Below are 26,372 nucleotides of genomic sequence, written 5' to 3'. Positions count from 1 at the left end.
GAATCCCGCCACGCCGACCATTTATTCGAAAGAAATCAACGGGTTACATCCAAAAGGTGTAGCCCGTTTTTCTTTGGTTGATCGCCCTTGGGGTAGAGGGATGAATCCGAATTTGCTGGATGGCGGGTAGAGGCGCATGAGTGGGCCTTTATGTCATGCCTTCTGGCCAAATTCTGCATTGCAGCGGGCGCGCGGCAAAACTCTCGACGTGGCTCGATGGCGTCGTCGCTCCCAACCTGCTCGATCATCGGAGCCTACCGCAACGGCGGGCTGTATCTGTGTGGCGGCGCCCAGCGGTTCCGCGCAATAGGAATCAACCTGGATGGTGGACTATCTTGCCAGGTCATTCAACCATTTTTGTCCGTGTTGATGGTCGCTGCGATCTGCTTCATTTCATTGAGGTAGGCATCCTGATTCTTGCGCATGCGATCGACGGGGCCCGCGATGGATAGCGCGACTTTGGCGTCCCCGATCTGCAGCGGAACCCCGAACGCCAGAACGCCATCGTTTCCTTCTTCTTGCACGCTGTACCAGCCGCGCTCGCGCTGGCCCTTGACGTTTTCTTCCAGGGCGTTGGGATCGATGATGGTTTCGGAGGTGACCTTGCGCAGTGGCTTCAGACGCAACTGGCGGCGCATTTCTTCATCATCGAGGCTGCCTAGAACCGCCTTGCCGAGCGCTGAAGCGTGCAATGCAATGCGTTCTCCAGCACGCAGCACGTAGCGCAGGTGGTGCTTGCCTTCGATCGTTGCCAGCACCTTGACGGCTCCATCGTCGAGTACGGCGCAGAAGGCGGATTCGCCCGTTCTCTCGCTGAGCAATTCCACCATCTCCAGGCTGGCCATGTAAAGAGGGTCGTTGCGCGAGATGTCCAGGGCGATGGAGTAGAGCTTGCCGGTTGGGTAAAAGCGCCGCGTCTTGGCGGTGCGCACCACATATCCGGCTTTCATCATGGTGTGCAGCAGGTCGGAGCAACTGCTGTCCGCCAAGTCCAGAAATCGCGCGACATCGGATACGGACAGCTCGCGCTTCTCGCGCGCGAACACTTCGAGGACCGCCAGGGTCCGGGCACATGCGGGTACGTCTGCGGGCACACAAGCTCCTGATTCAGTTCTTGACGATAGGTCGGATTCTACTTCGTCTGGTTGTTTTCATAAGCATTGGATCAGCATGGCATCTCCTTGGCTGGGCCGCATAGTTATCTGGGTATCAGGGATTTCCAGAACCCGTTGAAATAGTGTCGCCGTTGCTGTTGACATGATCATCTGTAAAAATTAAATTACGACTAATCGTTAATAAAAACGATATTTCGTTGAAAATTGAAGAAAAGAATTCAGGAGCAACATGGAACTCAATCTCCAAGGGCGCGTGGCCCTCGTCACAGGATCGGGCAGTGGCATTGGCCGCGATACGGTGTTCAAACTGGCTGAGGAGGGATGCAAGATCATCGTCTCCGACATCAACGCCAGCAGTGCGAACGAGGCCGCCGATGACTTGCGAAAGGCGGGGCATGAAGCCATCGCCGTGGCATGCGATGTGACCAGCGAAGACGAAGTGGCGCATCTGGTGGCGCAGGCGCAGCAACTGGGCGGCGTGGACATCCTGGTGAACAACGCCGGTATCGTGAAGGACGGCTACCTCACCAAGATGACCGAGCAGTCCTGGGACAGCGTGGTGGACATCATCTTGAAGGGCGCATTCCTTTGCTCGCGCGCCGTGCTGCCGCAGATGATGGAAAAGAAGTGGGGTCGAGTGATCAACATCTCCTCGCGATCACTGTTCGGCAACCCGGGACAGACCAACTACTCGGCAGGCAAGGCAGGGCTCGTGGGCTTCACCCGCGCGCTGGCGCAGGAGCAAGGTCGCTTCGGCGTCACCGTGAACGCCATTGCGCCGGGCTTCATCATGACCCCCGGTATGCGCAATCTGCCCCACTTTCCCAAGTTGCAGGAAGCTGCCACCGCCAAGGTTCCGGTCGGCTTTCTTGGCGAGCCGCGGGACATCTCCAACGCAGTCGCGTTTCTTGCTTCGGATGTGGCGCGCTACATCAGCGGCACCACGCTCTTTGTGACCGGCGGCCGCTATTCGGGCTGAGCCTCTTCATTCAAGGACGACTGATTCATGATGAACTTTGATCTCACCTCCGAGCAGCTTGAACTGCAGGGCCAGTTGCGGCGATTCATGCAGCGCGAAGTCACTCCGCTGATCGACGAATGCGAGGCCAGCCGCAAATTCCCATTTGAACTGTTTCCCAAGCTGGCCGAGTTTGGCTTCATGGGCGGTGTGCTGCCCGAATCGGAGGGTGGCCTCGGCATCGACTATGTGACCTGGTCGATGATGTTCGGCGAGCTGGGCTATCACTGGCTGTCGCTGCGCACCATGCTCAACTGCACCAACGTGCCGATGATGATGCTGGCAAGCAAGGGCACGCCCGAACAGAAGGAGAAGTACCTCAAGCCGCTCATCGAAGGCAAGAGTTCCATCTTCACCGCCATCACCGAACCGAACGTGGGCTCCAACCCTGCCGCCGTGCAGACGCGTGCCGATCTGAAGGGCGATCACTACGTGATCAGCGGCCGCAAGCTGTGGATCAGCAACGGACTGTGGGGCGACATCGGCATCGTCGTGGCGCGCACCTATAGCCCCGACTGTGACGGCAAGCTCTCGCTGTTCATAGTGGACGCCAATGAATCGCCGTTCGAGCGGCGTTCCGTGGAAACAATGGTGCTGCGCTGCACCGGCACCGCAGAGCTGGGTTTCTACGACGTTAAGGTGCCGCGCGAGAATCTGCTTGGCGAGGAGGGCGAGGCCATGCGTGTCACGCTGGCGGGCCTTGATGCGGGACGTCTGCATATCGCCCACGGCGCGGTGGGCGCTGCGCAATCGGCGCTCGATCTGGCAACCGATTTTGCCAAGAGCCGCATGCAGTTCGGAAAGCCGATCGGCAGTTTCCAGCTCGTGCAGAAGCACATCGTCGATATGACCATGCGAGTCAATGCGGCACGCGCGCTGGCGTACCAGGCTTCGTGCGCCATGCAGCAGGGGCGAGCCACGATGGAGTGCGCCATCGCCAAGCTGTATGCCACCGAAGCCGCTCACGAAGTGGCGAACATGGCGCTGCAGGTGCATGGTGGACAGGGGTACGCGGTGGGATACCCCATCGAGCGCATCTTCCGCGACACGCGCGGCGGCACGATTCCCGAAGGCACGACGGAAATCCAGACGCTCATCATCGGGCGCAGCCTGCTCGGCATGTCCGCCATTGTCTGAGGTGTTCCATGACTTCAACGCAGAACATTGAACAGGCATCAACGGCGCTGGACAGCATCATGCCGGGGCGCTACTTCTGGGAGGACCTGCCCGTCGGCTTCAGGTACCGGACGTCCTCGCGAACCATCACGGAAGCGGACATTGTCTCCTTCGCCGCGCTCACGGGCGACATGAACCGCGCCCATGTCGATGACGAAGCGGCCCGCAGCGGACCATTCGGCCAACGCATCGCACATGGCCTGCTGGTGGTGTCGTACATGGCGGGACTCAACACCCGCACCATCGTCAACCAGTTGCTGGAGCCGTCCATGCTGGCGTTGCTGGGTACGGAGTGCCGCTTCATCAAACCTACGCTCGCCGGCGACACCATCACCGTGGACATCGAAGTGGTGGAGGCCCGCCCTTCTTCCAAGCCCGATCGCGGCATCGTGAAGTTTCGGCGCAGCGCCGTAAGCCAACGAGGCGAGGTCGTTGTCGAATGTTTCGTAAGCATGCTGTTCAAGCGCAGGGAGGCGGTATGAACATGGCGGATAAGCCCAGTCTCTTCTCGGACCTTCATCTTCTGTTCAACCCCCGATCGATCGCACTGGTCGGGGCGTCAAGCCGCGGCGACAGCGTTGGCGGGAGGACATTGGAGAACCTGATGGACGTCTCCCATCTCAAGGGGCCGCTCTACCTGGTCAACCCCACCAAGTCGGAGATCAGGGGGCTGCCCTGCCACGCCTCGGTACGTGATCTGCCCGAAGCGCCCGATGTGGCCATCATCACAGTCCCTGCCAGATCCGTCATCGCGGCTCTGGAGGAGTGCGCGCAGAAAGGCGTGAAGTTCGCGATCGTGCTGACCTCGGGATTCGGCGAAACCGGCGAAGCGGGAAAGCAGGTCGAAGCGCAGATGCGCGACATCGCCAATCGCAGCGGCATGCGCATCTATGGCCCCAACTGCCCTGGCCTCAACAATATCAACGCCAGGATCGGCATGTCGTTCTCGCCGGCGTTCCGTCTCGACTTGACGCCCGGCCCCATTGGCCTGGCGACACAGGGCGGCGGATTGGGCCGCACCGTCATGCAATCGATGGAACGCGGCATCGGCGTGGCCGCCTGGGCGTCGTCCGGCAACCAGGCCGATCTGGAGGTAAGCGACTTCATTCACTACATGGCCGATGCGCCTGACGTGAAGGTCATCATCACGGTGATCGAAGGCTTCAAGAGCGGCGAGAAGTTCGTCGCCGCCGTTCAGCACGCGGCCGCCAAGGGCAAGCCGGTGGTGGCGCTCAAGGTCGGCAAGTCCGAATACGGTATTCGCGCGGCGCAGTCGCACACGGCCTCCATTACAGGCTCCGCGCAGATCAACAGCGTGGTGCTCAAGCAGCTCGGCGTGATCGAAGTGGATGACATGGACGAGCTTGTGGATACCGCCTGGCTGCTGGCTCGCCAACTGCCCACGGGTAGGGAGAAACTGGTGATCTACGGTCCGTCGGGCGGCGCGGTCACGCTTGCCGCCGACAAGGTCGGCAGCGCAGGCTTGAAGCTCTCCGAATTCGAGCCTCGCACGACGGAGCGCTTGAAAGCCCTGTTGCCCGACTATGCCGCCATCGGCAATCCGGTGGATGTGGGAACGGAAATCTTCACCAACTCACGCTTGGTCGATGACACGCTGGAGGCCATCGTTCAGGACCCGGATGTGGGCCTGGTTCTCTATACCTTCCCACTCGACTACGGCAAGGTCATGTGCGACAACGCCGAGAGCGCGGTGCGCGTGCAGGCTTCTACAGATGTGCCGATTCTCCCCGTGTGGATGAGCGATCGTCTGGGCGACGGCTACCGTGCGCTCGTGAAGGCGGGGCTGGTTCCGGCGCGATCGCTGAACAACGCGGTGAAGGCCATAGGGCATTGGATCGAATGGGGTCGCTGGATGAAGCAGCGTGACCCCGGCTTTGTCGCGCAACCGGTCGGTGAGCCACGCACCGGTGCGGCAACACCCGCGCGGACGTTGACGGAAGCCGAAGGCAAGCAACTGCTTTCGGGGGCGGGCGTCTCGTTCATGAAGCGCGCCGTGGCCGCCAACGTGGAAGAGGCCGTTCGCCTTGCCGACGCGATGGGCTACCCGGTGGTCGCCAAGATCGTGAGTCCACAGATTGCGCACAAATCCGAAGTAGGTGGCGTTGCCGTGGGCCTTGCCAATGCGCAGGCGGTGCGTTCGGCGTGCGAGGGCATCCTGAAATCCGTGAAGGAGAAGGCCCCGCATGCCCGCATCGACGGACTGCTGATCGAGCGCATGGCGGGCGCCGGCGGCATGGAAGTGTTCGTTGGAGTGCAGCGGGACGAAGTGTTTGGCCCGATCATGAGTTTCGGCCTGGGTGGAATCTACGTGGAAGTGTTCAAGGACATCAGCCGACGCATGTTGCCGCTCACGCCATCGACATGCGAGGCCATGGTGCGCGAGGTGCAGTGCTTCCCGCTGCTCGATGGCGCGCGCGGCAAACCGAAATGCGATCTCGAGGCGTTGCAGGCGCTGCTTCTCAAGGTATCGGACTTCGTGATCGCCAACCCGCAGGTACGGGAAATCGACCTCAACCCGGTATGGGTCGGAGCGCAAGGTCAGGGCGCGATTCCGCTGGATGCGGTCGTGATCATCGAAGAGTCATTCAAGAATCAACCGGAGTAAAGAAACATGGCAGTCAAAACGGAAATCGGCTACACCACGCCGGACGCCATCACAGTGCGTGGCAAGAACCTCTCCACGGAAATCTTCGGCAATTTCGACTTCATCGACATGATCTATTGGCTGAATTTCTCGCGCCTGCCCGAGCAGCGCGAGAAGGCGATGGCCAATCTGATTCTGGTCGCTGCCGCCGATCACGGCCTCACGCCGAGCGCGCTGTCGGCACGGCTGACGTTCCTGGGCGCGCCCGAGTCGGTGCAGGGGGCGGTGGCCGCCGGCCTGCTCGGCGCGGGCAGCCGCTTTCTGGGAACGGTGCAGAACGTGGCGGAGATGTACAGGAAAGGAGCCGCTGATCTGGACGGCAACGCCAGCGACGCGGCCGTGATGGAGTGCGCCCGCAAGCTGGTGCGCGAGTATCGCGCAAGCCGCATGCCTATCTCTGGCATCGGCCACAACATCCATGTCCATGGTGATCCGCGCGTTCCCGTTCTGCGCGATATCTCCGAGCAACATGGCTACTTTGGAAAGCACTGGCGCCTGGCGCTCGCCATTCCGGCGGTCCTGGAGCAAGAGCGTGGGAAACGCCTGCCACTGAATGGCGCGGGCGCGCTAGGCGCAATCATTGCCGACATGGGGCTTGACGGCATCTTCGGCCGGGGCCTGATGCTGATTGGGCGCGCGGCGGGACTGGTGGCGCATGTCCGCGAAGAACTCGAATCCCCCACGGGACAGGAATTGTGGGATCTCGTGCTCGACCAGGACCCACGCAATGTCAAGGCGACCAGCGGATATTGATTGATCGACATGGCACCACTTCAAGGCATCCGCATACTGGATTTCACGGAGCTTCTGCCGGGGCCGTTCCTCACGCAAAACCTCGTGGACATGGGGGCAACGGTCATCAAGATCGAGCGCCCTCCGCATGGCGACAACGCGCGCCTGATGGCGCCGGGCGTTTTCCGCGCTGCCAACCGAGGCAAGGAAAGCATCCAGGTCGATCTGAAATCGGCCCAGGGGCGTGAGCAGGTCGAGCAACTGCTCGACACCGCCGACGTCGTGCTGGAAGCGTACCGTCCCGGCGTGATGAAACGATTGGGATTGGACTATGCATCGCTCGGCTTGCGTCATCCCAGGCTGATCTACGCGTCGCTCAGCGGCTATGGTCAGACGGGAGTGCGCGCCTTGTGGCCGGGGCATGATCTCAACTACCAGGCGGCCAGCGGCGCGCTCGCGCTGTCGGGGCTGCCCGATGGCCGGCCGGAGCATGTCTTCGGACTTCCCGTCGCCGACCTGTGCGGGTCCATGTACGGATTGAGCGCCGTGCTGGCTGCGCTGCTTCAGCGCTCCCGCACAGGCAAGGGCCAATATCTCGACGTAGCGCTTGCGGACTGCCTGGCGCACTGGATGAATCCCCGCCTCGGAAGTTTTGCGGCGCAGGGCCTTGATACTGTGGCGCAGCAGCGCAAGGACGTGCTCGACAAGCCCGCTTACGGAGTCTTCCTTTGCAGCGACCACAAGGAAATCACGATCTGCGCGCTGGAAAACCATTTCTGGCAACGCCTGGTCGAGGTGCTTGAGCTGGAGGCGTTCTCCGATCAGGTGTTCATGGACTATGAGCATCGCGCCCACCATGCGGGGGCCATCCGTGGAGCCATCGCGGAACGCGTGCTCACGATGGGCAGCGCCGAACTGCATGCCGCTCTGGTGGCCGCTGATGTGCCGGTGATGCTGCTGGTGCAACCGTCCGACTTGCTGCGTGAAAGCGCCGCGGCCGGGCGCGAACTGCACGCGCATGACGCAAGCGGTTTTCTGCGCTTTCCCGTGCAGCTCGCCGGCATGGCCCGTACCCGCTCGGCGGCAGAATGAGCTCGCACGAAACTCAATCCATGCCAGCGGGTACATATCGGCACACCTTGCTGGAGCGCGTGGTGCACGGCCAACCGTTCGAGAAGGCCGTAGCGGACGAGGTACTCGCCGCGGGCGCGAGGCGGGTACTGATCATTGCGTCGCCACGCGCGCATGGCTCCAATGCGCTTGCACGGCTGCGAGATGCGCTGGGTGATCGCCTTGCGGGTGAGTTCCTTCATGCCCTGCCTCATGTTCCGGTGGCGTGCGTGCGTGATGCGGCTGTGCTGGCGACGCAGTTGAACGCCGATCATCTCGTCGCATTGGGTGGCGGTTCGGTCATTGACGCCGCCAAGGCCATCGCGCTGCTGGTCCGTTCCGGCTCGCCGGCGCAGGTCGCTCCATTGCTGGATCCACAGGACTTGCGTCTGGTCGATCCCGGTGACCGTTCGATGGATGACGGCAGGTGGCTGCGCATCACCGCCGTTCCACAAACCCTGTCGGCGGCGGAATTCACATGGTTCGCGGGGGTTAGCGATCCATCGCGCAAGATCAAGAACATCGTGGCTCACGCCGCGATGGCGCCGCGCTGCGTGATTCTCGATCCCGTGCTGACACTGGAGTTTCCTGTGCCCACCTTCCTGGCAAGCGGCGTCAAGGCCATCGACCATGCAGTGGAAAGACTGGTGTCGCAGCACAGCCACCCGATGTCCGACGCGTTGAGCCTTCACGCCCTGCGCATGCTTTCGCAGGCGCTGCCCGCCGTGCATGAAAACCCGGGGGATCTACAGGCGCGCCAGCAGTGCCAGTTGGCATCCTGGCTTTCGATTGCCGGCGGCGCAGCCGGAGTGAAGGCTGGAGCAAGCCATGCGCTCGGTCATGTACTGGGTGCGCACGCAGGTATCGCGCATGGCCTCACGTCCTGCGTGCTTCTCGCGCCGGTTCTGCGCTGGAATGAAGGCCACAACCGCTCGCAGCAATGCCGCGTGATGTCGGCCCTTGGTGTCTCGGGCATGGGCCTTGGCTCTTGGGTCGGGCAGATGGTGAGCGGCCTTGGCCTGCCAACACGATTGCGTGAGCTTGGCGTCGACAAGGCCGATCTGCCCGACATTGCCCGGAAAAGCTTGCACGACCCTGGCATGCGCCACAACCCACGACCCATCCAAAGCGCCGCTGATGCGCTGGAGATTCTTCAAGACGCCTGGTGACACGCGAGCGCACCTGGCCATCGGCTTCCCCCTGTGAAGACTTAACTACCAAAAAGGAGACATTTGAATGAAGAAGCTTGTCTACTCCGCCTTGTTCCTGATGGGCATGGCGCAGATCGCCACCGCCCAGACCTATCCGGAAAAACCGATCACGCTGGTGATTCCCTATACCGCGGCCGGCATCACCGACAACTCCGGCCGCCTCGTGGCCAAGAAACTGTCTGAACGGCTGGGCCAGCCCATCGTGGTGGACAACCGTCCGGGCGCGGGCGGGGCCATCGGCGCCGAATACGCATCGCGCGCAAAGCCGGACGGATACACGCTGTTCATGGGGACGCGTGGAACGCAGGTTACCAACGCGATGATCCAGAAAGATGTGAAGATTCCACCCGCAAGCGATTTCGCTTCGGTGTACGGTTTCATTGACGCGGCCACCGTCATCGTGGTTCGGGCCGACGCGCCCTACAAGACCCTGGCGGAGCTGGTGGCATACGCGAAGCAAAACCCCGGCAAGCTGAGCTACGCCACGGCAGGCAATGGCTCCGCCGCCAACCTGACGGGCGAACTGTTCCAGGATGTCGCGGGCATCAAGATGACCCACATTCCTTATCGTGGAAGTGCGCCCGCGGTTCAGGATCTGCTGGGCGGTTCCGTCCCCGTGGCGTTTGACTATCCAGCCACCACGGCCAGCTTCATCAAGTCGGGACGCCTGCGTGCGCTGGCCGTCGTGTATGGCGAGCGCATCAAATCCCTGCCCGATGTTCCCACGGCCGCCGAGGCGGGGGTCAAAGGCGCGGAATCCTCCAGCTGGATGGGTATCTTCGCTCCGGCAAAGACGCCCGCGCCTGTGGTGGAGCGCCTGAGCAAGGAGATGGGAGCCGTGATGCAGGATCCCGAAATCCAGCAGAAGATTTCCGACATGGGAGCCATCCCGCTGCATGCGGACAGTAAGGCGCTCGACCAATTGATCGATGACGATCACAAGCGCTGGTCCGAAGTGCTCAAGCGCGTGACGATCAGCACCAACTGATGCGGGGCGGGCGCGGGCCCATGTGATCCTGCATTGCATGCCCGTGCTTCAGACCATTGGAGATCACTTCATCATGATGTTCGATATGGATCAATTGGATCTGGCTCGCAGCTACAAGCTGCTTTCCTCGTCCATCGTGCCGCGGCCGATCGCCTGGGTGGTCAGCCAGGATGGCAACGGCGTGGCCAATGCCGCGCCGTATTCACTGTTCAATTTCTTCGGCGGGCATCCTCCGGTCGTATGCATAGGCATGGGGCGTCCCGGGGGACGCGACAAGGACAGCCTGTCCAATATCCGCGCGACGCGGGAGTTCGTCATCAACATGGTCACGGCTTCTCTTGCCCAGGCAATGAACACGACCGCGGTGGCGTTTCCCTCGGGCGTCAACGAGCTTGACAAGGCGGGACTGGAAACCGTGGCCTGCTCCAGGATTGCAGGCCGCCGCATCAAGCAAAGCCCGGTGGCACTGGAATGCCGGCTGCAGCAGATCATCGATGTGAAACCTTCGTCGGTCATAGTGATGGCGACCGTACAGGCGATGCACATCGATAACGAATACGTCAAAGATACGCAGCGCTGCCACGTCGACAGCGCGCGCTTCGAGGCGATTGGCCGTATGGAGAGCCCCGGGTGGTACACCTGTACGGGAGATCGCTTTGCCATGCCACAGCCTACTTTGGAGGAGTGGGAGTCGTATCGCCATGGCCGGCAGCGGTTGGAGTGAACGCAAGGCCGATGATGGTCACCGGGGGCGGCTGCCCGAGGATCGATACAACCACCGGACATTGAAAAATGGGGAAGGGGAGTGTTCTTCGCGGCGGCGCCAACTGGCGTTTTTCAACCTCCGGGAAAAGCACTTCAAAAGGAGTTTTCCCATGACGATCGTTATGAAATTCCGGCTTGCTGAGTGCGCACAGACCTACGTGGCTGGTTGGCGGATGACATGAAACTGTAGTGGTCGAAACAAGGAGCAGCCAATGAACCTCAAACCACTCGCAGTGACTCTGATGACCGTCTTCTTCTCCATGGGGGCGGCCCACGCGCAAGGCATGACGTCCGAACAGCACTCTGCGGCAAAGAAGCAGATTGAAGCCGACTACAAGGCGGCAAAGGCGCAATGCGGCACTCTCAAGGACAATGCAAAGGACGTGTGCGAGGACGAGGCCGAAGCGAAAGAAAAGATCGCCAAGGCTGAACTCGAACAACAATACAAGCCCAGCGCCAAGCACAAACGGGAGGTGGACGAGGCGAAGGCCAAGGGCGCTTATGAAGTCGCTGAGGAAAAATGCGATGACAGTACTGGTGAGGCCAAGGATGCCTGCAAGAAACAGGCGAAGGCCGATTACGAAAAGGCCAAGGCGGATATCAAGGCAACCAAGTATTGATTCGATAGATGACCGTGATGGTACGGGCCGCCTTTATCGGGCGGCTTTTTTCTTTTGTCGGCTGTGGCCCCATGCATGCGCGGCCGTGAGGCCGGAATGATCTGTCTGCCCCGGGGGCCTGCATGTCGCTGTCATCGATGCAGGCCGCTGAGCCACAGACCCATCAACTTGGCACGGCTGCGCACGGCGAATTTACGGAACACGGCAACGATGTGCTGGTGGGTGGTGGAGACAGCCAGGCCCAGTTGATCGGCTATCACGCGTTCCGATGCCTTGGTCAGCGGCCCGACCATGCCACACAGGCGCTCTTGCAGATGCCGGGCGGCATGGCTGCGGTTCCTGCCTTGTCGCCGTGGGGCGCGTTGCTGCTGTCGGCGCTGTCGGGCCTCCTGGGGCTGGCAATGCTGCGGCGCCGGGTTTGAACAATGTGGGCATTCAGGCCGCTTGCCATGGAATTGCCATGGAAGTCAGCGGCGACAGAAACCGGGGCGGCCGTGGAGCGCTGCTTCCATCTCTCGGGACAGACATCCATGGCGGATGATGGGCTTCATCCGCCATGCGCTCGTGATTCGTTCACTGCGGTGTTGGCGTGAATTGGGAGACATTTGTCACAAAATGCAACTCACCTGCGCCCACAATCGTGCGCTCGTATTCGTTGGATCGCGTTGACGATCGCCTCGCGCCCGTGGGCGGGACGATCGTTGTTTATACCCTCTGTAATCCCAGACCTCATGCATCGCCGTCAATTCGCTCTTCATACTGCCCGCATCGCCGCTGCCGTGGTTGCGCCCGCTTATCTGCGCCAGGCCTGTGCGCAGGATGTGCCGGGCCTGTCGGCCAATGCCGTCGCCATCGGGTGTTCCGCTGCGATGAGCGGTCCGCTCTCCGGTTTTGGCAGCGACATTCAGCAGGGGGCGGGGGCGGCTTTCGCTCAGGTCAATGCGCGTGGCGGGATACACGGGCGTACCGTGCAATTGCAGATGGTGGACGACGCCTACGAGCCCGAGCGTACCGTGTCCAATGTCAAGCAGATCATCAGCCAGGGCAGCGCGTTCGCGCTCCTGTCGTGCGTGGGCACGCCCAACAATACCGCCATACTGCCGCTCACCGAGGAGGCGGCTCTGCCCCACGTGGCTCCCATCACGGGCGCCGCGTCGCTGCGCAAGAACGCGCGCAACGTGTTCCATGTGCGAGCCAGCTATTCCGACGAGGTACAGCGCCTTGTGCAGCGGCTGGTGGGCATGGGGCTCAAGGGCCTGGGTATCGTGTATCAGGACAACGGCTATGGCCGCGAGCTGCTGGAGGTTGCGGTGGCCGCGCTCGCCGCGCTGAATGTGAAACCCTCGGTGCAGGCGGCGGTGGCCACCGATGGCAAGAACCTGCAGCAGGTGCTGCAGACCGTGGCGGTGGCGCGTCCCTCGGCCGTGTTGCTGGCGACGGCGGGAACGGTGTCGGTGGATCTGGTGCATGGGCTCAAGAAGGAATCGCCCGGCGTGCTCATGGCCGGCTTGAGCGTGACCCTGCCCGGCGCGAGCTTGCCGACGCTGGGCAAGGACGGCAGCGGACTGGCTCTCACCATGATCGTGCCCGATCCCTACCGTGCCAAGCTGCAGCTGGTGCGCGACTACCACGCCGCCATGCGCGCGCAGGGCAAGACTGATTTCTCCCAGGGCAGCCTGGAAGCCTATGTGAATGCGCGCGTATTGCTCGAAGGGCTGGAGCGTGCGGGCAAGGATCCCACGCAGGGCCGTCTGCGCTCGGCGCTGCTGTCCATCCGCAACCTGGACCTGGGCGGCTTCATGGTGGATTACAGCGGCCAGATGCCCTATGTGGGTTCGCGCTTCATTGACCTGGGAGTGCTTGGCGCCACGGGGCGTTTCATCGCCTGACGCAGCAGTGCCGCGCCGCGCGCGGTCCGGCGGTGAATGCCGCTCCCTTGCGCCAAAGGGGCGGCACGGGCGCGGCAAAGACCCGTCAATCAGAGAGGCCGGCTTGGGACAGTTGCTCTATCCGGCTGCGCAACTGGCCGATCAGGGTTTGAGCGGGCCCTGCGGGTTCATCGTCCGCCGTGTCGCTCTTGATGAGAACGCCCGTACCGGTGCCTGCCGTGTTCCCCAGGCGGCGCATCACGGCGATGGAGGTGGCGTTGCCGGAACTGTTCAGATACAGGCCATCGCCATCGTTCACGCTATACACGAACTGATAGCCGCGCTCCAGCGCTCCGGATGTGGTCAACCGCACGCACAGCACCGTGCCCGCGAGGGAGCCCGAGACCTGCTGTTCGCAGCCAAAGCGGCCATCCGCTGAAACGACCACCCCGTTTCCGGTGCTGGTTCCGGACGTGATGGTGGACAACTGTACGAAGTCGGAGACGGGCGTGAGCGAATCCAGCCGGCTGAACAGCCAGATTCCCCTGAGGCTGGACGCCGCGGACGAGTAGCCGAAGCTGTAGCGGGAGATGGCCTTTTCCGCTTCTCCGGGGAACGTGATGAAGCCCGTGGTTCCCGACGTGAAGCGAATGGCGACGTTGCCCGCGCTGCCGGTCTGCACGCCATTGCGATCGCCGCTGCCGAAGTAACGGCCGCCGCTGTACTCGTTGAGCGGAGCGGAGTATTGATCGTTGGATATTTGTCCGGCGGACAGATAGAACGTGGGATTGCCGTTGGCCTGGTAAGCGTACATCTGCATGACCAAGGTCGAGTCCTGAACATCCAGTCCAAATCCGCGGCCGGGCTGCCCGTTGTTCTCCGAAGTCACGATCCACGTCCCCGCCTGGGGCATGAAAGCATAGGCTGCGCTGGTGCAGGCCAGCGCGGCAAGGGTCAGGGCGAACTTCTTCATGCTTGTCTCCATTGCCAATAAAAGCGTTTATGTTACATAAGGTTTCTTAAAATCACTACCAATGATTTGATAGAAAAAATATTAGATCACTTTGCTCTCGCCGTGCTCCACGGTCTCGTTGCCAGCGATGGCGCATGGGGCGCCCGGAAGTACTTCAAACGATTTTGATTCGGCGTTCTCGATGGTTTTCTTCCAAATCAGCGATGGATCTCCAGCAGTGAATTACATGGGGGATGGCTGTTGGCACAGCTTCCAACAGGCTTTAAATAAAGAGCTTTTTGATTTGTTATGGGCTGATTTACTCGGAGTGTTGAGAATTCTCAAAACAATAACTATTCAGTTATGATCTGTCGCAGTCACGCGAAAAAGGCTTGAACAATGGCTTGCGACGTGTTTGGACAATCCAGGGCGATACGCTTGATTGCGGGTCTCAGGACTTGCCTGGGACGGGTGAGCAGCGTGGCTTGCAGGCGCTCGTCGGGTGTCTTCGCGCTTGCCCTGCTGGGAGGCTGCGGACAGGGCGGAGATGCAGCCGCGCCTTCCATGCCGCCGCCCGCGGTTGTCGTGGCCGAGGTGGCGGCGACGCCGGTTCCCAACGTGATCGAATTGCCTGGCCGTGTCGAGTCCGTGCGCGCCGTCGAGGTACGCGCCCGCGTGGATGGCATCGTGCAGCGGCAACTGTTCCAGGATGGCACCGACGTGGCTGCCGGCGCGCCGCTTTTCCAGATCGATCCCAGCGACACCCGTGCCTCGCTGCAGCAGGCCGAGGCCGCGCTGCAGCGCGCGCAGGCGGTGCGCGACAACGAGGCTGCCATCGTCAATCGTTTCCAGCCTCTGGTGGCGCGGCAGGCCGTCAGCGCTCAGGAGTTCGATGCGGCGACGACGGCGCTGCGCCAGGCCGATGCCAACGTGCTGGATGCCACGGCAGCGGTCACGCAGGCCCGGTTGAGGGTGGAGCGCAGCACCGTTCGCGCGCCGATTGCGGGGCGGGTGGGGCGGGCGTTGGTCAGCGAGGGCGCGCTCGTCAGCGCCGGGGCCGCCACGCTGCTGACGCAGGTGCATCAGCTGTCGCCCATTTCAGCGGTTTTCGCACAATCCAACGATGCATTGCTGAACCTGCGCGAGCAGATCCAGTCGGGTGCCATCCAGGTGCCCGATCCGTCGCACATCGAGGTGCGGCTGGTCCTGTCCAATGGCACGGAATACCCAGAGCCGGGGTTTCTCGATTTCACGGATATGGCGGTGGATCCGTCCACCGGCAGCCAGACCGTGCGGGCGCGGTTTCCAAATCCCCGCCGCACGCTGCTGCCGGGCCAGTTCGTGCGCGGGCGTATCTCGGTGGGGGCCAAGCACGAGGTCGTGAGCGTGCCGACACGGGCGATCCAGTTCGAAGGCGCGTCGGCCAACGTGACCGTGGTGGCGCGGGATGGCACGGCCAGCCGGCGCCAGGTGGTCCTTGGCTCGCAAGGCCAAAATGGCTGGACCGTGCGCGACGGCCTGCAACCGGGGGAGAAGGTGATCGTCGATGGCTGGCTGGGCGTGAGGCCCGGGCAGAAGGTCGATGCCCGGGCCGCTGCGGCTTCCGCGGATAGAGGCAATTGAGCAGCCGGGGCGGCCACACGATGAACAGCTTCATTGTTTCGCGCCCGGTGTTTGCGTGGGTGATCGCGCTCTTTCTTTTGTTGTTTGGATCGATCGCGCTGAACCTGCTGGCCGTGGAGCAGTACCCGGACATCGCGCCGCCCTCGCTGACGGTGAGCGCCTCATACAGGGGCGCCGATGCGCAGACCGTCGACCGCAGCGTTACCTCCATCATCGAGCAGGAGATGAACGGGGTCGACAACTTCCTCTATATGTCGGCGCTCAGCCGCTCCAACGGCTCCTCGCAGGTCACCGTGACGCTGCGCCCGGGCACGGATCTGGATCTGGCGCGCACGCAAGTGCAGGATCGTGTCAGCCGGGTGGAGCCGCGGCTGCCGCAGGAGGTGCGGCAGATGGGGGTGACGGTGACGGCGTCGAGCACCGGCTTTCTGATGATGATCGCCCTGCAGTCGGCGGACCCGGCGGTGGACGTTCTGCAACTGGGCAACTTCGCGGCCAACAATATCGTCAACGAGTTGCGCCGTATCCCGGGCGTGGGCAATGTGCAGCTGTTCGGTTCGTCCTATGCCATGCGCATCTGGCTCGATCGTGACAAGCTCACCGGCTTCGGACTCTCGGTGGCGGAGGTGATGGCGGCGGTGCAGGAGCAGAACAGCCAGATCGCTGGCGGGGGGCTGGGCGATCAGCCGGTGGTGCCGGGCACGGAGCTCACCGCCAGCATCGTCGCGCAGGGCCGCTTCAGCACGCCCGAGGAGTTCCGCCAGATCATCGTGCGCGCCGCGGCCGATGGCTCCACCGTGCGCCTGGGCGACGTGGCGCGTGTCGAGCTGGGCAATGAAAGCTATGGCTTCGGCTTCCGGATGAACGGCAAGCCGGCTGCCGGCATGGCGATACAGCTGAGCAGCGGCGCGAACTCGCTGGCGGTGGCCCAGGCGGTGCGCGCCCGGCTGGCCGAGCTGCAGCCGAGTTTTCCGTCAGGCGTGAGCTGGACGGTTCCATACGACAGCACGCCCTTCATCACGGTCTCGGTGCGCGGCGTGCTGCGCACCATGGTCGAAGCGCTGCTGCTGGTGACGGTGGTTGTGTTCCTGTTCCTGCAAAAGTGGCGGGCCACGCTGATTCCCACCATCGTGGTGCCGCTGGCGCTGATCGGCAGTTGCGTGGGACTGTATCTGTTCGGCATGTCGATCAACCTGCTGTCGCTGTTCGCCATGGTGGTGGCCATCGGCATCCTCAATGACGATGCCATCGTGGTGGTGGAGAATGTCGAGCGTGTCATGCGCGAGGAAGGCGTCAGCGCGCCGGTCGCCGCCGCCAAGGCCCTCGGGCAGATATCGGGGGCTGCCATCGCCAGCACGCTGGTGCTCGTCGCGGTATTCATCCCGATGGCCTTCTTCCCGGGCTCGACAGGTGGGATCTATCGCCAGTTCTCGGTCACGCTGTCGGTCTCCATCGTGCTCTCGACCCTGCTGGCGCTGACGCTGGGCGTGGCGATGTCCGCTGTCCTGCTGCGCCCCGCTGGCCAGGCGTCGGCCGCTGCATCGGGCGGCCGTAGGCAGGGCCTTGGGGGGCGCCTGTTCGCGGGCTTCAATCGCGGCATGGATCGCCTCAACGACGGCTATGTGCGCTGGGTGGGCGCCATGCTGCGCAAGCCCGGCCGCTGGCTGGTGGCGTTCGTGCTGCTGTGCTCGCTGACGGGCTGGCTGTTCTCGCGCCTGCCGGGGAGCTTCCTGCCCGGCGAAGACCAGGGCGTGTTGCTGGTCACCGTCATCGGCGCGCCTGGCTCCACGCTGGAGCGCACCGAACTGGCGCTGCAACAGGCGGAGGCTTTTCTGCGGGAGCAGCCCCAGGTGCGCAACGTGGCTTCCGTGACCGGGTTCAACTTCATGGGACAGGGCCAGTCGGCGGCCATGGCCTTCGTCGATCTCAAGCCCTGGGATGAGCGCCGTGGGCCGCAAGATACCGCGGACGCCGTGGCCATGCGGGCCAATGGCGCTTTCCTGCGCATTCCGCAGGCCACGATTTTCGCCCTCAGCCCGCCGGCCATCCCTTCGCTGGGTACGGCCACGGGCTTCACCTTGAAGCTGCTGGACCGTGGCGGCGCCGGCACCGCCGCGTTGCAGCGCGCGAGCCAGCAGATTATGCTGGAGGCCGCGCGCAGCCCGGTGCTGACCGGCGTGCGCATCGAAGGCATGCCGGAGGCGCCGCAGCTTTATGTGGAAATCGACCGCGTCAAGGCGCGAGCCTTGGGGCTGCAGATCGCGCAGGTCAACCAGATGCTGGCCATGACCTTTGGCTCCAGCTACATCAACGATTTCGTGTTCGAAGGCAATGTGCTGCGCGTGTTCATGCAGGCCGAGGCGGAGCAGCGCATGCGCGCGCAGGATATCGGCGCCATGCGGGTGCGCAACGCCAGCGGCGAGATGGTTCCGTTCTCCGCTTTCACGCGGATACGCTGGATGTCCGGGCCGCAGCAGCTGGAGCGCTACAACGGCTTTCCATCGGCCACGCTGTCGGGACAGGCGGCGCCGGGTCAATCCAGCGGCGCGGCGCTCGCCGAGATGGAGCGCATCGCCGCCAGCGTGCTGCCCGCGGGCATGACCCACGAATGGACCGGCACCGCCTTCGAGGAGAAGCAGGCCGCCGGCCAGATCGGCCTGTTGCTGGGGCTGTCCCTGATCGTTGCCTTCCTGCTGCTGGCGGCGCTGTACGAGAGCTGGTCGATTCCCGTGGCGGTGCTGCTGATCGTGCCGCTGGGAGTGACCGGGGCGGTGCTGTTCACGATGGCGCGCGGGATGTCGGCCGATGTGTACTTCAACGTCGGCCTGATCACCATCATCGGCCTGGCGGCCAAGAACGCCATCCTGATCGTGGAGTTCGCGATCAAGGATGAAGCGGCGGGCAATGATCCGGCGACCGCCGCGCTCAATGCTGCGCGGCAGCGGCTGCGTCCCATCCTCATGACCAGTGTGACCTTCGTCCTCGGCATGCTGCCCCTGGTGCTGGCCAGCGGAGCGGGCGCCGCCAGCCGGCGAGCCGTGGGAACCGGCGTGATGGGCAGCATGCTCACCGCCACGTTGTTCGGCATCTTTCTCACGCCGCTGTTCTACGTGCTGGCCCGGCGCTGGCTGGGCAGGCGCAAGCGGGCCGTGCAGCCGGGTGTTGATCAGGAAGGGGCCAATGATGCGTAGCGCCTTGTCCGTGCTTGCGGCTTGCTGCGCCCTGAGCGCCTGCAATCTGGCGCCTGTCCACCAGGAGCCGCCATTGCCGGTGCCGGAGCGCTTTGACGTGCCGGAAGATGGCGCGGGAGCACGCGCGGCCGCCAGCGTTGGATGGCGGGAGTTCTTTGTCGATCCCCAACTGAAATCCCTGATCGCCCAGGCGCTGGCGAACAACCGCGACCTGGCTGCGGCCGTCGCCCGGGTGGAGCAGGCGCGCGCGCTCTACCGGATCCAGGATGCCGATCGCTGGCCGAGCGTGAATGCCTCGGGCGGCGCCGCGCGCGGCCGCACGCCGCTGTCCCCGGCCATGGGAGGCGGCTCGGTCATTGCCGACCAATACAACGTTCAGGCGGCGGTGTCTTCCTTTGAAATCGACTTCTGGGGGCGCGTGGCCAATCTCTCGGAGGCGGCGCGCCGCCGCTTCCTGGCGACGCTGGAGGCGGAGCGCGCGTTCCGTCTGTCGCTGGTGGCCAACGTGGGCGCCACCTACTATGCGATCCTCTCCGGGCAGGATGGGATCGATCTGGCGCAGCGTACCCTGGACGCGCGCAGCTACGGCCTGGAGATCGCCAGGATGCGGCTGGATGCCGGCGTGACTTCTTTGGTGGATTACGACCAGGCCGTGATCCTGGCGACGCAGGCGCAGGGGCAGCTGGCCGAGTTGCAGCGCTCCGTGGAGCAGCTGAACAATCAGCTGATGATTCTCGTGGGCGGCCCGGTCTCGGGGCTGTTGCCGCTGCGCAAGTCGATCACGCATACCGAACAGTTCGGCGCCATTGCCGTGGGGCTGCCTTCGCAGCTGCTGGCGCGGCGCCCGGACATCCTGCAGGCCGAACAGCAATTGCGGGCGGCAGAGGCCGACATCGGCGCGGCGCGGGCGGCGTTCTTCCCGCGCATCTCGCTGACGGGCAACTTTGGCTACGTTTCCACGGAAATGAGCGATCTGCTCAACAGCGGCCAGAAGACATGGTCCCTTGGCGGCGTGATCGGACTGCCCATCTTCGATGCGGGGCAGCGCGCGGCGGTGCTGGCGCAGACCCGGGCGCGGCGCGAGGAACTGGTGGCCGCCTATCAGCGCACGGTGCAGGGCGCCTTCGCGGAAGTCTCCGATGCGCTCATCGCCCGCCGCCGCCTGTCGGAGCAGATCGCCGCGCAGGAAACGGCCGTGGCGGCGCAGCAGCGTTTGTCCGAGACAGCCGAGCTGCGCTACCAGAACGGCATCTCCATCTACCTCGAAGTGATGGACGCGAAGCGCAACCAATTTGCCGCCGAGCAGCAGTTGATCCAGTTGCGCGCCGCGGCGCTGCAAAACGGCGTCTCCCTGTATGTGGCCCTGGGCGGTGGCGGCGAGCGTGAAAGCCGGCCGGATTAGGCCGCTGCGTGGAGACCGCCGGCGCAGGTGATTCCAGGCCGGAAACGGTTCCGTCCTGGCCGCCGACTGCAGGGCGCGCCACATGCCCGACGGGATGCGGCGTTCACCGTAAGGATGGAGTTTCGATAACCTGTTCATCAATTCCAATATGAATCCTCTTCGACGCAGTCCACGGGCGGCGGATGACCAGAAGCTGTCGCGCGGCGCTCTGATAGGCATGGTCATCGGCTCCATGATCGGTTCGGGGATCTTCACCGCGCCGTCGGCCTTTGGCCGTACCGGCGGAGGATTTGCGGCACTGATCGTGTGGTTCGTCGCGGGCGCCGGGCTGCTGGCGCTGGCGCTGGTCTTTCGCACACTGTCCAATCGCAAGCCCGAGCTGGACACCGGCGTCTATGCCTATGCCCGGGAAGGCTTCGGCAGGTACATGGGCTTCAACTCGGCGTTCGGCTATTGGATCGGGTGCTGCCTGGCCGACGTGGTCTGCCTCATGCACATCCAGGCGACGCTTGGAAAATTCATTCCCGCCTTTGGCAACGGAAGCACTCCCGCTGCCCTCGTGGGGGCCTCCGTCATGCTGTGGCTTTTCCATCTGCTGGTCATGCACGACATGCGCAAGGCCGCCGTCATCAATGCCATCACGACGATCCTGAAGGTCATTCCCATCCTGGTCTTCATAGCGCTGGCGATTGCGGGGTTCCGCTCCGATGTCTTCAAGGCGAATTTCTGGAGTGGCGGCGCGGGCGATGCCGTGCCCCTGGCCGGTGAAATACGGGCCATGATGTTGATGGCCGTATTCATGTTCGTCGGCATGGAAGGCGCCAACGTGTTTTCCCGCTACGCGCGCAAAAGATCGGATATCGGGGCCGCCACCCTGGTGGGCTCCATCGGTGTTTTTTGCCTGCTGGTGCTGGTGACCATGCTGTCCTATGGCGTCCTGCCCCGCTCGGACCTCGCGGCGCTTTCGGCCCCGGCGCTGGGCAGCGTGCTGCAAAGCATCGTCGGGCCATGGGGCTGGGGGTTCATCAGCATCGGCCTGCTGATCAGCATCCTGGGCAACTATCTGGCATGGTCGCTGCTGGCGACCGAGGTGCTCTATGCGGCGGCGCGTGACGGAGCCATGCCCGGGTTTCTCGAACGGATGAACAGCAAGGGGGTTCCCATCGCCTCGCTGTGGCTCACCAACCTGACGATCCAGTTCCTCCTGATCGTCTCCCGGCATGCCGAGCATGCCTTCTATCTGGCGCTGCAGATGACCAGCTCGATGATGCTCGTGCCTTATCTGCTGGTGGCCGCATACGGCGTCAAACTCGCTTTCACGGGTGAAACCTATGTGGCGGGCATGCAGCGGCAACGCGTTGGCGACGGCATGCGCAGCGCCGTGGCGGCGGTGTTTGCCGTGGCCATGCTGTACACGGGAGGACTCAAGTTCCTGCTGCTGTCATCGATCCTCTACCTGGCGGGTACGGTTCTCTACATTCGTGCCTGCCACGAGAACCATTCCCGTGGGCTCGCGGGGGCCGACTGGCTGGTATTTCTCGCGATGATCTTCTGCGCGGCGGTCGCCATCTACGCGTTGACCACGGGAGCCTTGCTGCTTTGAAGCGCACCGCCCGTCAGATGGAGATCGCTCCGGATAGCAGTGCGAGCAGGCCGCCGGTGGCGACCACGAGCAGGGCGAGAAAGATGAAAAGCTCGATGGAGGTGAACAGCCTGGCTCCCTGCTCCCTGCGTGCAAGCACGTAAAGAGCCGTCGCGGGCACATAGAGAATGGCCGACAGCGCCAGGAATTTGAGGCCGCCGGCCCATAGCATCACGAGGGCATATACGGACGCGACGGCGCTGCGTCGGCTGTCCCTGCGGCGTTCATGGGGCTCGGCCTCATAGGTCTCCCCGCTCCACGCCAGCTTGAATCCATAGGCCGCCACCAGCAGGTAGGGCACCAGGGTCATGGAGCCGGTCATCTTCAGCGCCATGGTGAAGGCGTATTCCGCGAACACGGTGACCACGAGAAAGCTCTGGATCACGATGTTGCTCAGCCACAGCGCGGCCACGGGCGCGCCCCTGGCGTTCTCGCGCGCAAGGAACTTCGGCATCGTGCCGTCCTTGGCGGCGGAGTGCAGCACCTCGGCGGCGAGCAGCGACCACGACAGATAGTTGCCCAGGATGCTGATCAACAGGCCGATGCTGATGAACACCTTGCCCCACGGCCCCACGATGGAGGCCATGATGCCCGCGAGCGCGGGTGGGGGCAGCGCCGCCAGATCGGGGCGCAGCAGTATGCCGTACGACAGCATGGTCACCAGCACCAGCAGGCTCAGCACACCCAGGAAGCCGAACAGCGTGGCCACTCCCACGTCCTGGCGGCGCCTTGCGTAGCGCGAGTAGACAATGGCGCCTTCGATGCCGACGAAGACGAACACGGTCACCAGCATCGTGCTGCGCACCTGCGTTCCAAGGCTTGATTGGCCCTGGGCGTCCACGCCGCGGAAGTTCAGCGCGAAGATCTCCGCATTGAAGCCCGCGATGGCAACGACGATGAAGACCACCAGCGGCACGATCTTGGCGATCGTCGCTATCGTGTTGATGGTGGCGGCTTCCTTGATGCCCCGGAGGATCAGAACGTGGGTTCCCCAAAGTATCACGGAAGCCCCGATGACGGCAGCGGCGGTGGTGCCGTCTCCAAAGATCGGGAAGAACAGTCCCAGCGTGGCCTTGATCAGAACCAGGCAGGCCACGTCGGCCAGGCAGCACCCGATCCAATAGCCCGCGGCGGCGCAGAACCCCGGATAGCTTCCGAAGCCGGCGCGCGCATACGCATAGATGCCGGTGTCCAGATCGGGGCGGCGCCGGGCGAGGGCCTGGAAAACGAACGCCAGCATCAGCATGCCCGCCCCCGCGATCGTCCAGGCGATCAGGGCGCCGAGGCCGCCGGTCGAACTGCCGAAGGCCGATGGCACGGCGAAGATGCCGGAGCCGATCATGGACCCCACCACCAGCGCGATCAGCGCCCCCAGGGACAGTTTCTGATCTTGTTCTTGCGGGGCGGCCATGAGCCTTGGCTTTCAGGTGCGGTCAGTAGTCCACCGGATCGCGCACGATGGGGCAGGTCATGCAGTGACCGCCGCCGCGGCCTCGTCCCAGCTCGGCGCCGACGATGGTGATGACCTCGATGCCGGCCTTGCGCAGCAGCGTGTTGGTATAGGTGTTGCGGTCATAGGCGTAGACGACGCCGGGCGAGGCGCACACCAGGTTGGCGCCGCTGTCCCACTGCGTGCGTTCGCGCTGGTAGTCGCTTCCGCCAGCCTCGACCACGCGCATCTTCTTCAAGCCCAGCGCCTGCGTGACCACGTCCACGAAGGGCTTGTCCTCACGGCGCAATTCCACGCCGCCGTGGCGTTCGCTCGGGTAGTAGGAGAAGGTGCTGGTCCTGTTCATGAAATCCGGCGCAACCAGCACGCAGTCGCGGTCCGCGAACGTGAACACCGTGTCCAGGTGCATCGCCGCGCGAATCTTGGGCATGGCCGCCACGATCACGCGCTGGGCCGCGCCCTTGGCGAACAGGGCGGCTGCCAGTTGGCTGATGGCCTGGCGCGACGTGCGTTCGCTCATGCCGATCAGCACGATGCCCTTGCCGATGGGCATCACGTCGCCGCCCTCGAGCGTGGCCAGGCCATGATCCTGGGTGGGGTCGCCCCACCAGACGTTGACCTTGCCGGCGAAGTCGGGGTGGAATTTGTAGATCGCCGTGGTCAGCAGCGTTTCCTCGTGTCTTGCGGGCCAGTACAAGGGGTTGAGCGTCACGCCGCCATAGATCCAGCAGGTGGTGTCGCGCGTGTAGAGCGTATTGGGCAAGGGGGGGAGCAGGTACTCGGTGCTGCCGGCCGCCTCGCGCGCCATCTTCAGCGCCTCGCCGCCATGGGCATCGGGAAAGTCATGGGTCGAGAGCCCGCCGATCAAGGTCTCGGCCAGCTCCCGGTCGTCCAGGCCTTCGAGATAGCTGCGCAGCTCGTCGACAAAGCCCAGCCCGACCTGGTTGGGTACGACCTGGTGATCGAGCAGCCACTTCTTGCCCTCGGGCACGGCCACCGTTTCGGTCAGCAGGTTGTGCATCTCCAGCACATCGACACCGCGGTCGCGCATCTTGGTGACGAAGTCGAAGTGGTCGCGCTTGGCGTTTTCCACCCAGAGCACGTCATCGAACAGCAGGTCGTCGCAGTTGCTCGGCGTCAGCCGCGAGTGCGCGCGGCCCGGCGCGCAGACCATCACCTTGCGCAGTTGTCCCACTTCGGAATGAACGCCCAATGCCATTTCGCCCGTCTTGCTCATGTGTTACCCCCGGAGTTTGTTCAGATGGCGATTCCGCCCGTGGCCAGTCCATGGACGCCGACCACGGCGCCGATGATCACCACCGCCAGAATGATCCAGTCCACGGAGCCGAACACCTTCTTGCCCTGCTCGCGCCGCGCCCACACATACAGCAAAGTGCCGGGCGCATACAGGATGGCCGACAGCAGCAGATACTTCATGCCGCAGGCGTAGATCATGAATGCCGTGTAGATGACGGCGATTGCCGCCATGACGAGGTCGCGGGTGCGTTCGCGCGAGCGCGACTCATAGGTCTCTCCGCGCCGCGCAAGCATGAGGCCGTAGGCCGCAACGAACAGATAGGGCAGCAGTGCCACCGCGCTGGTGAGGTTCAGCATCAGCGTGAACGCGTCGCTCGACCAGTAAGTCGTGATCACCAGCAGTTGCACGACAATGTTCGTCATCCACAGCGCGTTGACCGGCACCTGGTTGGCATTCTCTCGCGCGAACAGCTTGGGCATGTCGCGGGTCTTTGCCGCGGCGAAGAGAACTTCCGCACAGATCAGCGACCAGGCCAGATAGGCGCCCAGCACCGAGATGATCAGCCCCACGCTGACGAACAGCGCGCCCCATGGGCCCACCACCGATTCCAGCACCGTGGCCATCGACGGCTGGCGCATGCCGGCGATGTCGGCGCGCTGCATGACGGCATAAGGAAGCAGGGTCACCAGCACCATCAGCACCGTGACCCCGACAAAGCCCAGGACGGTGGCGGACCCCACGTCGGAGCGTTCGCGCGCATAGCGTGAATAGACGCTGGCGCCCTCGATACCGATGAATACGAAGACCGTCACCAGCATCGTGGCGCGGACCTGTTCAAATATGTTGCCGGTAAGGTCGCCGCCGTAGAGATTGGTGCGGAACAGGTCGAGCTTGAACGCGAAGATCAGGATGACGATGAACACCAGGATCGGGATCACCTTGGCGATGGTGACCACCGTGTTGATGAACGCGGCCTGCTTCACGCCGCGCAGGATCAGGAAGTGGAACAGCCAGATGCCGACCGATGCCACGGCGATCGCGATCGCCGTGTTGCCGTCTCCGAAAACGGGGAAGAACGCGCCCAGGGTGGATTTGACCAGCACCCAGTACGAGACGTTGCCGATGCAGGAGCCGATCCAGTAGCCAAAGGCCGATAGAAAGCCAGGGTAGTCTCCGAAACCCTCCTTGGCATAGGCGAAGACGCCTGCGTCCAGGTTCGGCTTGCGTTCGGCGAGGAATTGGAAAACCCGCGCCAGCATGTACATGCCCGTGCCGGCGATCAGCCAGGCTATGACCGCGCCCAACGGGCCCGTGGCATTGGCAAAGGTGCGAGGCAAGGAGAAGATGCCCGCCCCGACCATGCTTCCCACCACCATGGCGGTCAGCTGCATTCGGGTCATTTTTTGCTCATTTGATGCCATATCTTCTCCAGAACGGCGGGTTTTGGCTTTTTCGCAGATTTGTTTATGAGTGTCAACTCTTTGTTGTGTCACCCATTCGGCCAGTGTTGGCGGGGCTTATTTGCAATACTGCAGGGAGTCAATGTTTTGATAGATCGTGAGTATTGGATGCTTGTGGCATCTAAG

At 63.3% G+C, this 26,372-nt stretch carries 21 protein-coding genes; 16 read left to right on the top strand and 5 right to left on the bottom strand.

Going from position 1 to position 26,372, the window contains the following annotated elements; all coding sequences use genetic code 11:
• Positions 1–347 precede the first annotated feature (347 nt).
• The gene (locus ABWP92_RS07165; protein WP_353234681.1) at positions 348–1,094 is read right to left on the bottom strand and encodes an IclR family transcriptional regulator; all 747 of its coding nucleotides are present in this window, start codon (positions 1,092–1,094) and stop codon (positions 348–350) included.
• Positions 1,095–1,344: 250 nt separating this feature from the next.
• On the opposite strand from ABWP92_RS07165, the gene ABWP92_RS07160 reads away from it, so the two are divergent.
• From ABWP92_RS07160 to ABWP92_RS07105, 12 genes are all read left to right on the top strand, one after another.
• The gene (locus tag ABWP92_RS07160; RefSeq protein WP_353234680.1) at positions 1,345–2,094 is read left to right on the top strand and encodes an SDR family NAD(P)-dependent oxidoreductase; all 750 of its coding nucleotides are present in this window, start codon (positions 1,345–1,347) and stop codon (positions 2,092–2,094) included.
• Positions 2,095–2,124: 30 nt separating this feature from the next.
• The gene (locus tag ABWP92_RS07155) at positions 2,125–3,270 is read left to right on the top strand and encodes an acyl-CoA dehydrogenase family protein (RefSeq protein ID WP_353234682.1); all 1,146 of its coding nucleotides are present in this window, start codon (positions 2,125–2,127) and stop codon (positions 3,268–3,270) included.
• 8 nt (positions 3,271–3,278) lie between these two features.
• Complete coding sequence (locus tag ABWP92_RS07150; protein ID WP_353234679.1) at positions 3,279–3,791, top strand: MaoC family dehydratase; 513 nt, start codon at positions 3,279–3,281, stop codon at positions 3,789–3,791.
• Positions 3,749–5,935, top strand: coding sequence for an acetate--CoA ligase family protein (locus ABWP92_RS07145; RefSeq protein WP_353234678.1), 2,187 nt, complete (start codon positions 3,749–3,751; stop codon positions 5,933–5,935). Before ABWP92_RS07150 ends, ABWP92_RS07145 begins: the two co-directional genes overlap by 43 nt.
• A gap of 6 nt (positions 5,936–5,941) precedes the next feature.
• Positions 5,942–6,727, top strand: a complete 786-nt coding sequence (locus tag ABWP92_RS07140; protein ID WP_353234677.1) for a citryl-CoA lyase — start codon at positions 5,942–5,944, stop codon at positions 6,725–6,727.
• Between the two features lie 9 nt (positions 6,728–6,736).
• A complete protein-coding gene (locus ABWP92_RS07135) occupies positions 6,737–7,798 on the top strand; it encodes a CaiB/BaiF CoA transferase family protein (RefSeq protein WP_353234676.1) in 1,062 nt (353 codons plus the stop codon).
• Positions 7,799–7,818: 20 nt separating this feature from the next.
• Positions 7,819–8,985 (top strand): iron-containing alcohol dehydrogenase, encoded by a 1,167-nt coding sequence (locus ABWP92_RS07130; RefSeq protein ID WP_353234675.1) that lies wholly within the window; start codon positions 7,819–7,821, stop codon positions 8,983–8,985.
• Positions 8,986–9,052: 67 nt separating this feature from the next.
• A complete protein-coding gene (locus tag ABWP92_RS07125; RefSeq protein ID WP_353234674.1) occupies positions 9,053–10,015 on the top strand; it encodes a Bug family tripartite tricarboxylate transporter substrate binding protein in 963 nt (320 codons plus the stop codon).
• Between the two features lie 37 nt (positions 10,016–10,052).
• Positions 10,053–10,739: a flavin reductase family protein gene (locus ABWP92_RS07120; protein WP_353234673.1), complete on the top strand. Its 687-nt coding sequence runs from the start codon at positions 10,053–10,055 to the stop codon at positions 10,737–10,739.
• 253 nt (positions 10,740–10,992) lie between these two features.
• Positions 10,993–11,400 carry a hypothetical protein gene (locus ABWP92_RS07115; RefSeq protein WP_353234672.1) on the top strand — a complete coding sequence of 136 codons (408 nt, stop codon included), beginning with the start codon at positions 10,993–10,995 and terminating at the stop codon, positions 11,398–11,400.
• A 122-nt stretch (positions 11,401–11,522) separates the two neighbouring features.
• Positions 11,523–11,822, top strand: a complete 300-nt coding sequence (locus ABWP92_RS07110) for an IPTL-CTERM sorting domain-containing protein (RefSeq protein WP_353234671.1) — start codon at positions 11,523–11,525, stop codon at positions 11,820–11,822.
• Between the two features lie 309 nt (positions 11,823–12,131).
• A complete protein-coding gene (locus ABWP92_RS07105) occupies positions 12,132–13,289 on the top strand; it encodes an ABC transporter substrate-binding protein (protein WP_353234670.1) in 1,158 nt (385 codons plus the stop codon).
• Positions 13,290–13,374: 85 nt separating this feature from the next.
• Here ABWP92_RS07105 and ABWP92_RS07100 read toward each other — a convergent pair whose 3' ends face one another.
• A complete protein-coding gene (locus ABWP92_RS07100; RefSeq protein ID WP_353234669.1) occupies positions 13,375–14,241 on the bottom strand; it encodes a hypothetical protein in 867 nt (288 codons plus the stop codon).
• A gap of 450 nt (positions 14,242–14,691) precedes the next feature.
• Here ABWP92_RS07100 and ABWP92_RS07095 point away from each other — a divergent pair, with 450 nt between their 5' ends.
• From ABWP92_RS07095 to ABWP92_RS07080, 4 genes are all read left to right on the top strand, one after another.
• Positions 14,692–15,843 (top strand): efflux RND transporter periplasmic adaptor subunit, encoded by a 1,152-nt coding sequence (locus tag ABWP92_RS07095; RefSeq protein ID WP_353234668.1) that lies wholly within the window; start codon positions 14,692–14,694, stop codon positions 15,841–15,843.
• 20 nt (positions 15,844–15,863) lie between these two features.
• Complete coding sequence (locus ABWP92_RS07090; RefSeq protein ID WP_353234667.1) at positions 15,864–19,034, top strand: multidrug efflux RND transporter permease subunit; 3,171 nt, start codon at positions 15,864–15,866, stop codon at positions 19,032–19,034.
• Positions 19,024–20,436 (top strand): efflux transporter outer membrane subunit, encoded by a 1,413-nt coding sequence (locus ABWP92_RS07085; protein ID WP_353234666.1) that lies wholly within the window; start codon positions 19,024–19,026, stop codon positions 20,434–20,436. The genes ABWP92_RS07090 and ABWP92_RS07085 overlap by 11 nt, the downstream gene beginning before the upstream one ends.
• 148 nt (positions 20,437–20,584) lie before the next feature.
• Positions 20,585–22,039 (top strand): basic amino acid/polyamine antiporter, encoded by a 1,455-nt coding sequence (locus ABWP92_RS07080; protein WP_353234665.1) that lies wholly within the window; start codon positions 20,585–20,587, stop codon positions 22,037–22,039.
• Positions 22,040–22,052: 13 nt separating this feature from the next.
• On the opposite strand, the gene ABWP92_RS07075 is transcribed toward ABWP92_RS07080, so the two are convergent.
• The 3 genes from ABWP92_RS07075 to ABWP92_RS07065 are packed head-to-tail and all read right to left on the bottom strand — an operon-like array spanning position 22,053 to position 26,207.
• Positions 22,053–23,489: a basic amino acid/polyamine antiporter gene (locus tag ABWP92_RS07075; protein WP_353234664.1), complete on the bottom strand. Its 1,437-nt coding sequence runs from the start codon at positions 23,487–23,489 to the stop codon at positions 22,053–22,055.
• A 22-nt stretch (positions 23,490–23,511) separates the two neighbouring features.
• The gene (gene arcA / locus ABWP92_RS07070) at positions 23,512–24,765 is read right to left on the bottom strand and encodes an arginine deiminase (protein ID WP_353234663.1); all 1,254 of its coding nucleotides are present in this window, start codon (positions 24,763–24,765) and stop codon (positions 23,512–23,514) included.
• Positions 24,766–24,785: 20 nt separating this feature from the next.
• On the bottom strand, positions 24,786–26,207 hold the full coding sequence (locus tag ABWP92_RS07065; protein ID WP_353234662.1) for a basic amino acid/polyamine antiporter: 1,422 nt from the start codon (positions 26,205–26,207) through the stop codon (positions 24,786–24,788).
• Positions 26,208–26,372: the final 165 nt, after the last annotated feature.

Origin of the sequence: Diaphorobacter ruginosibacter (assembly GCF_040396215.1) — a bacterium.
Taxonomy (GTDB): domain Bacteria; phylum Pseudomonadota; class Gammaproteobacteria; order Burkholderiales; family Burkholderiaceae_C; genus Diaphorobacter_A; species Diaphorobacter_A ruginosibacter_A.
Note: the sequence above shows the minus strand (reverse complement) of the source record. Positions and strands in the feature narration are given on the sequence as shown.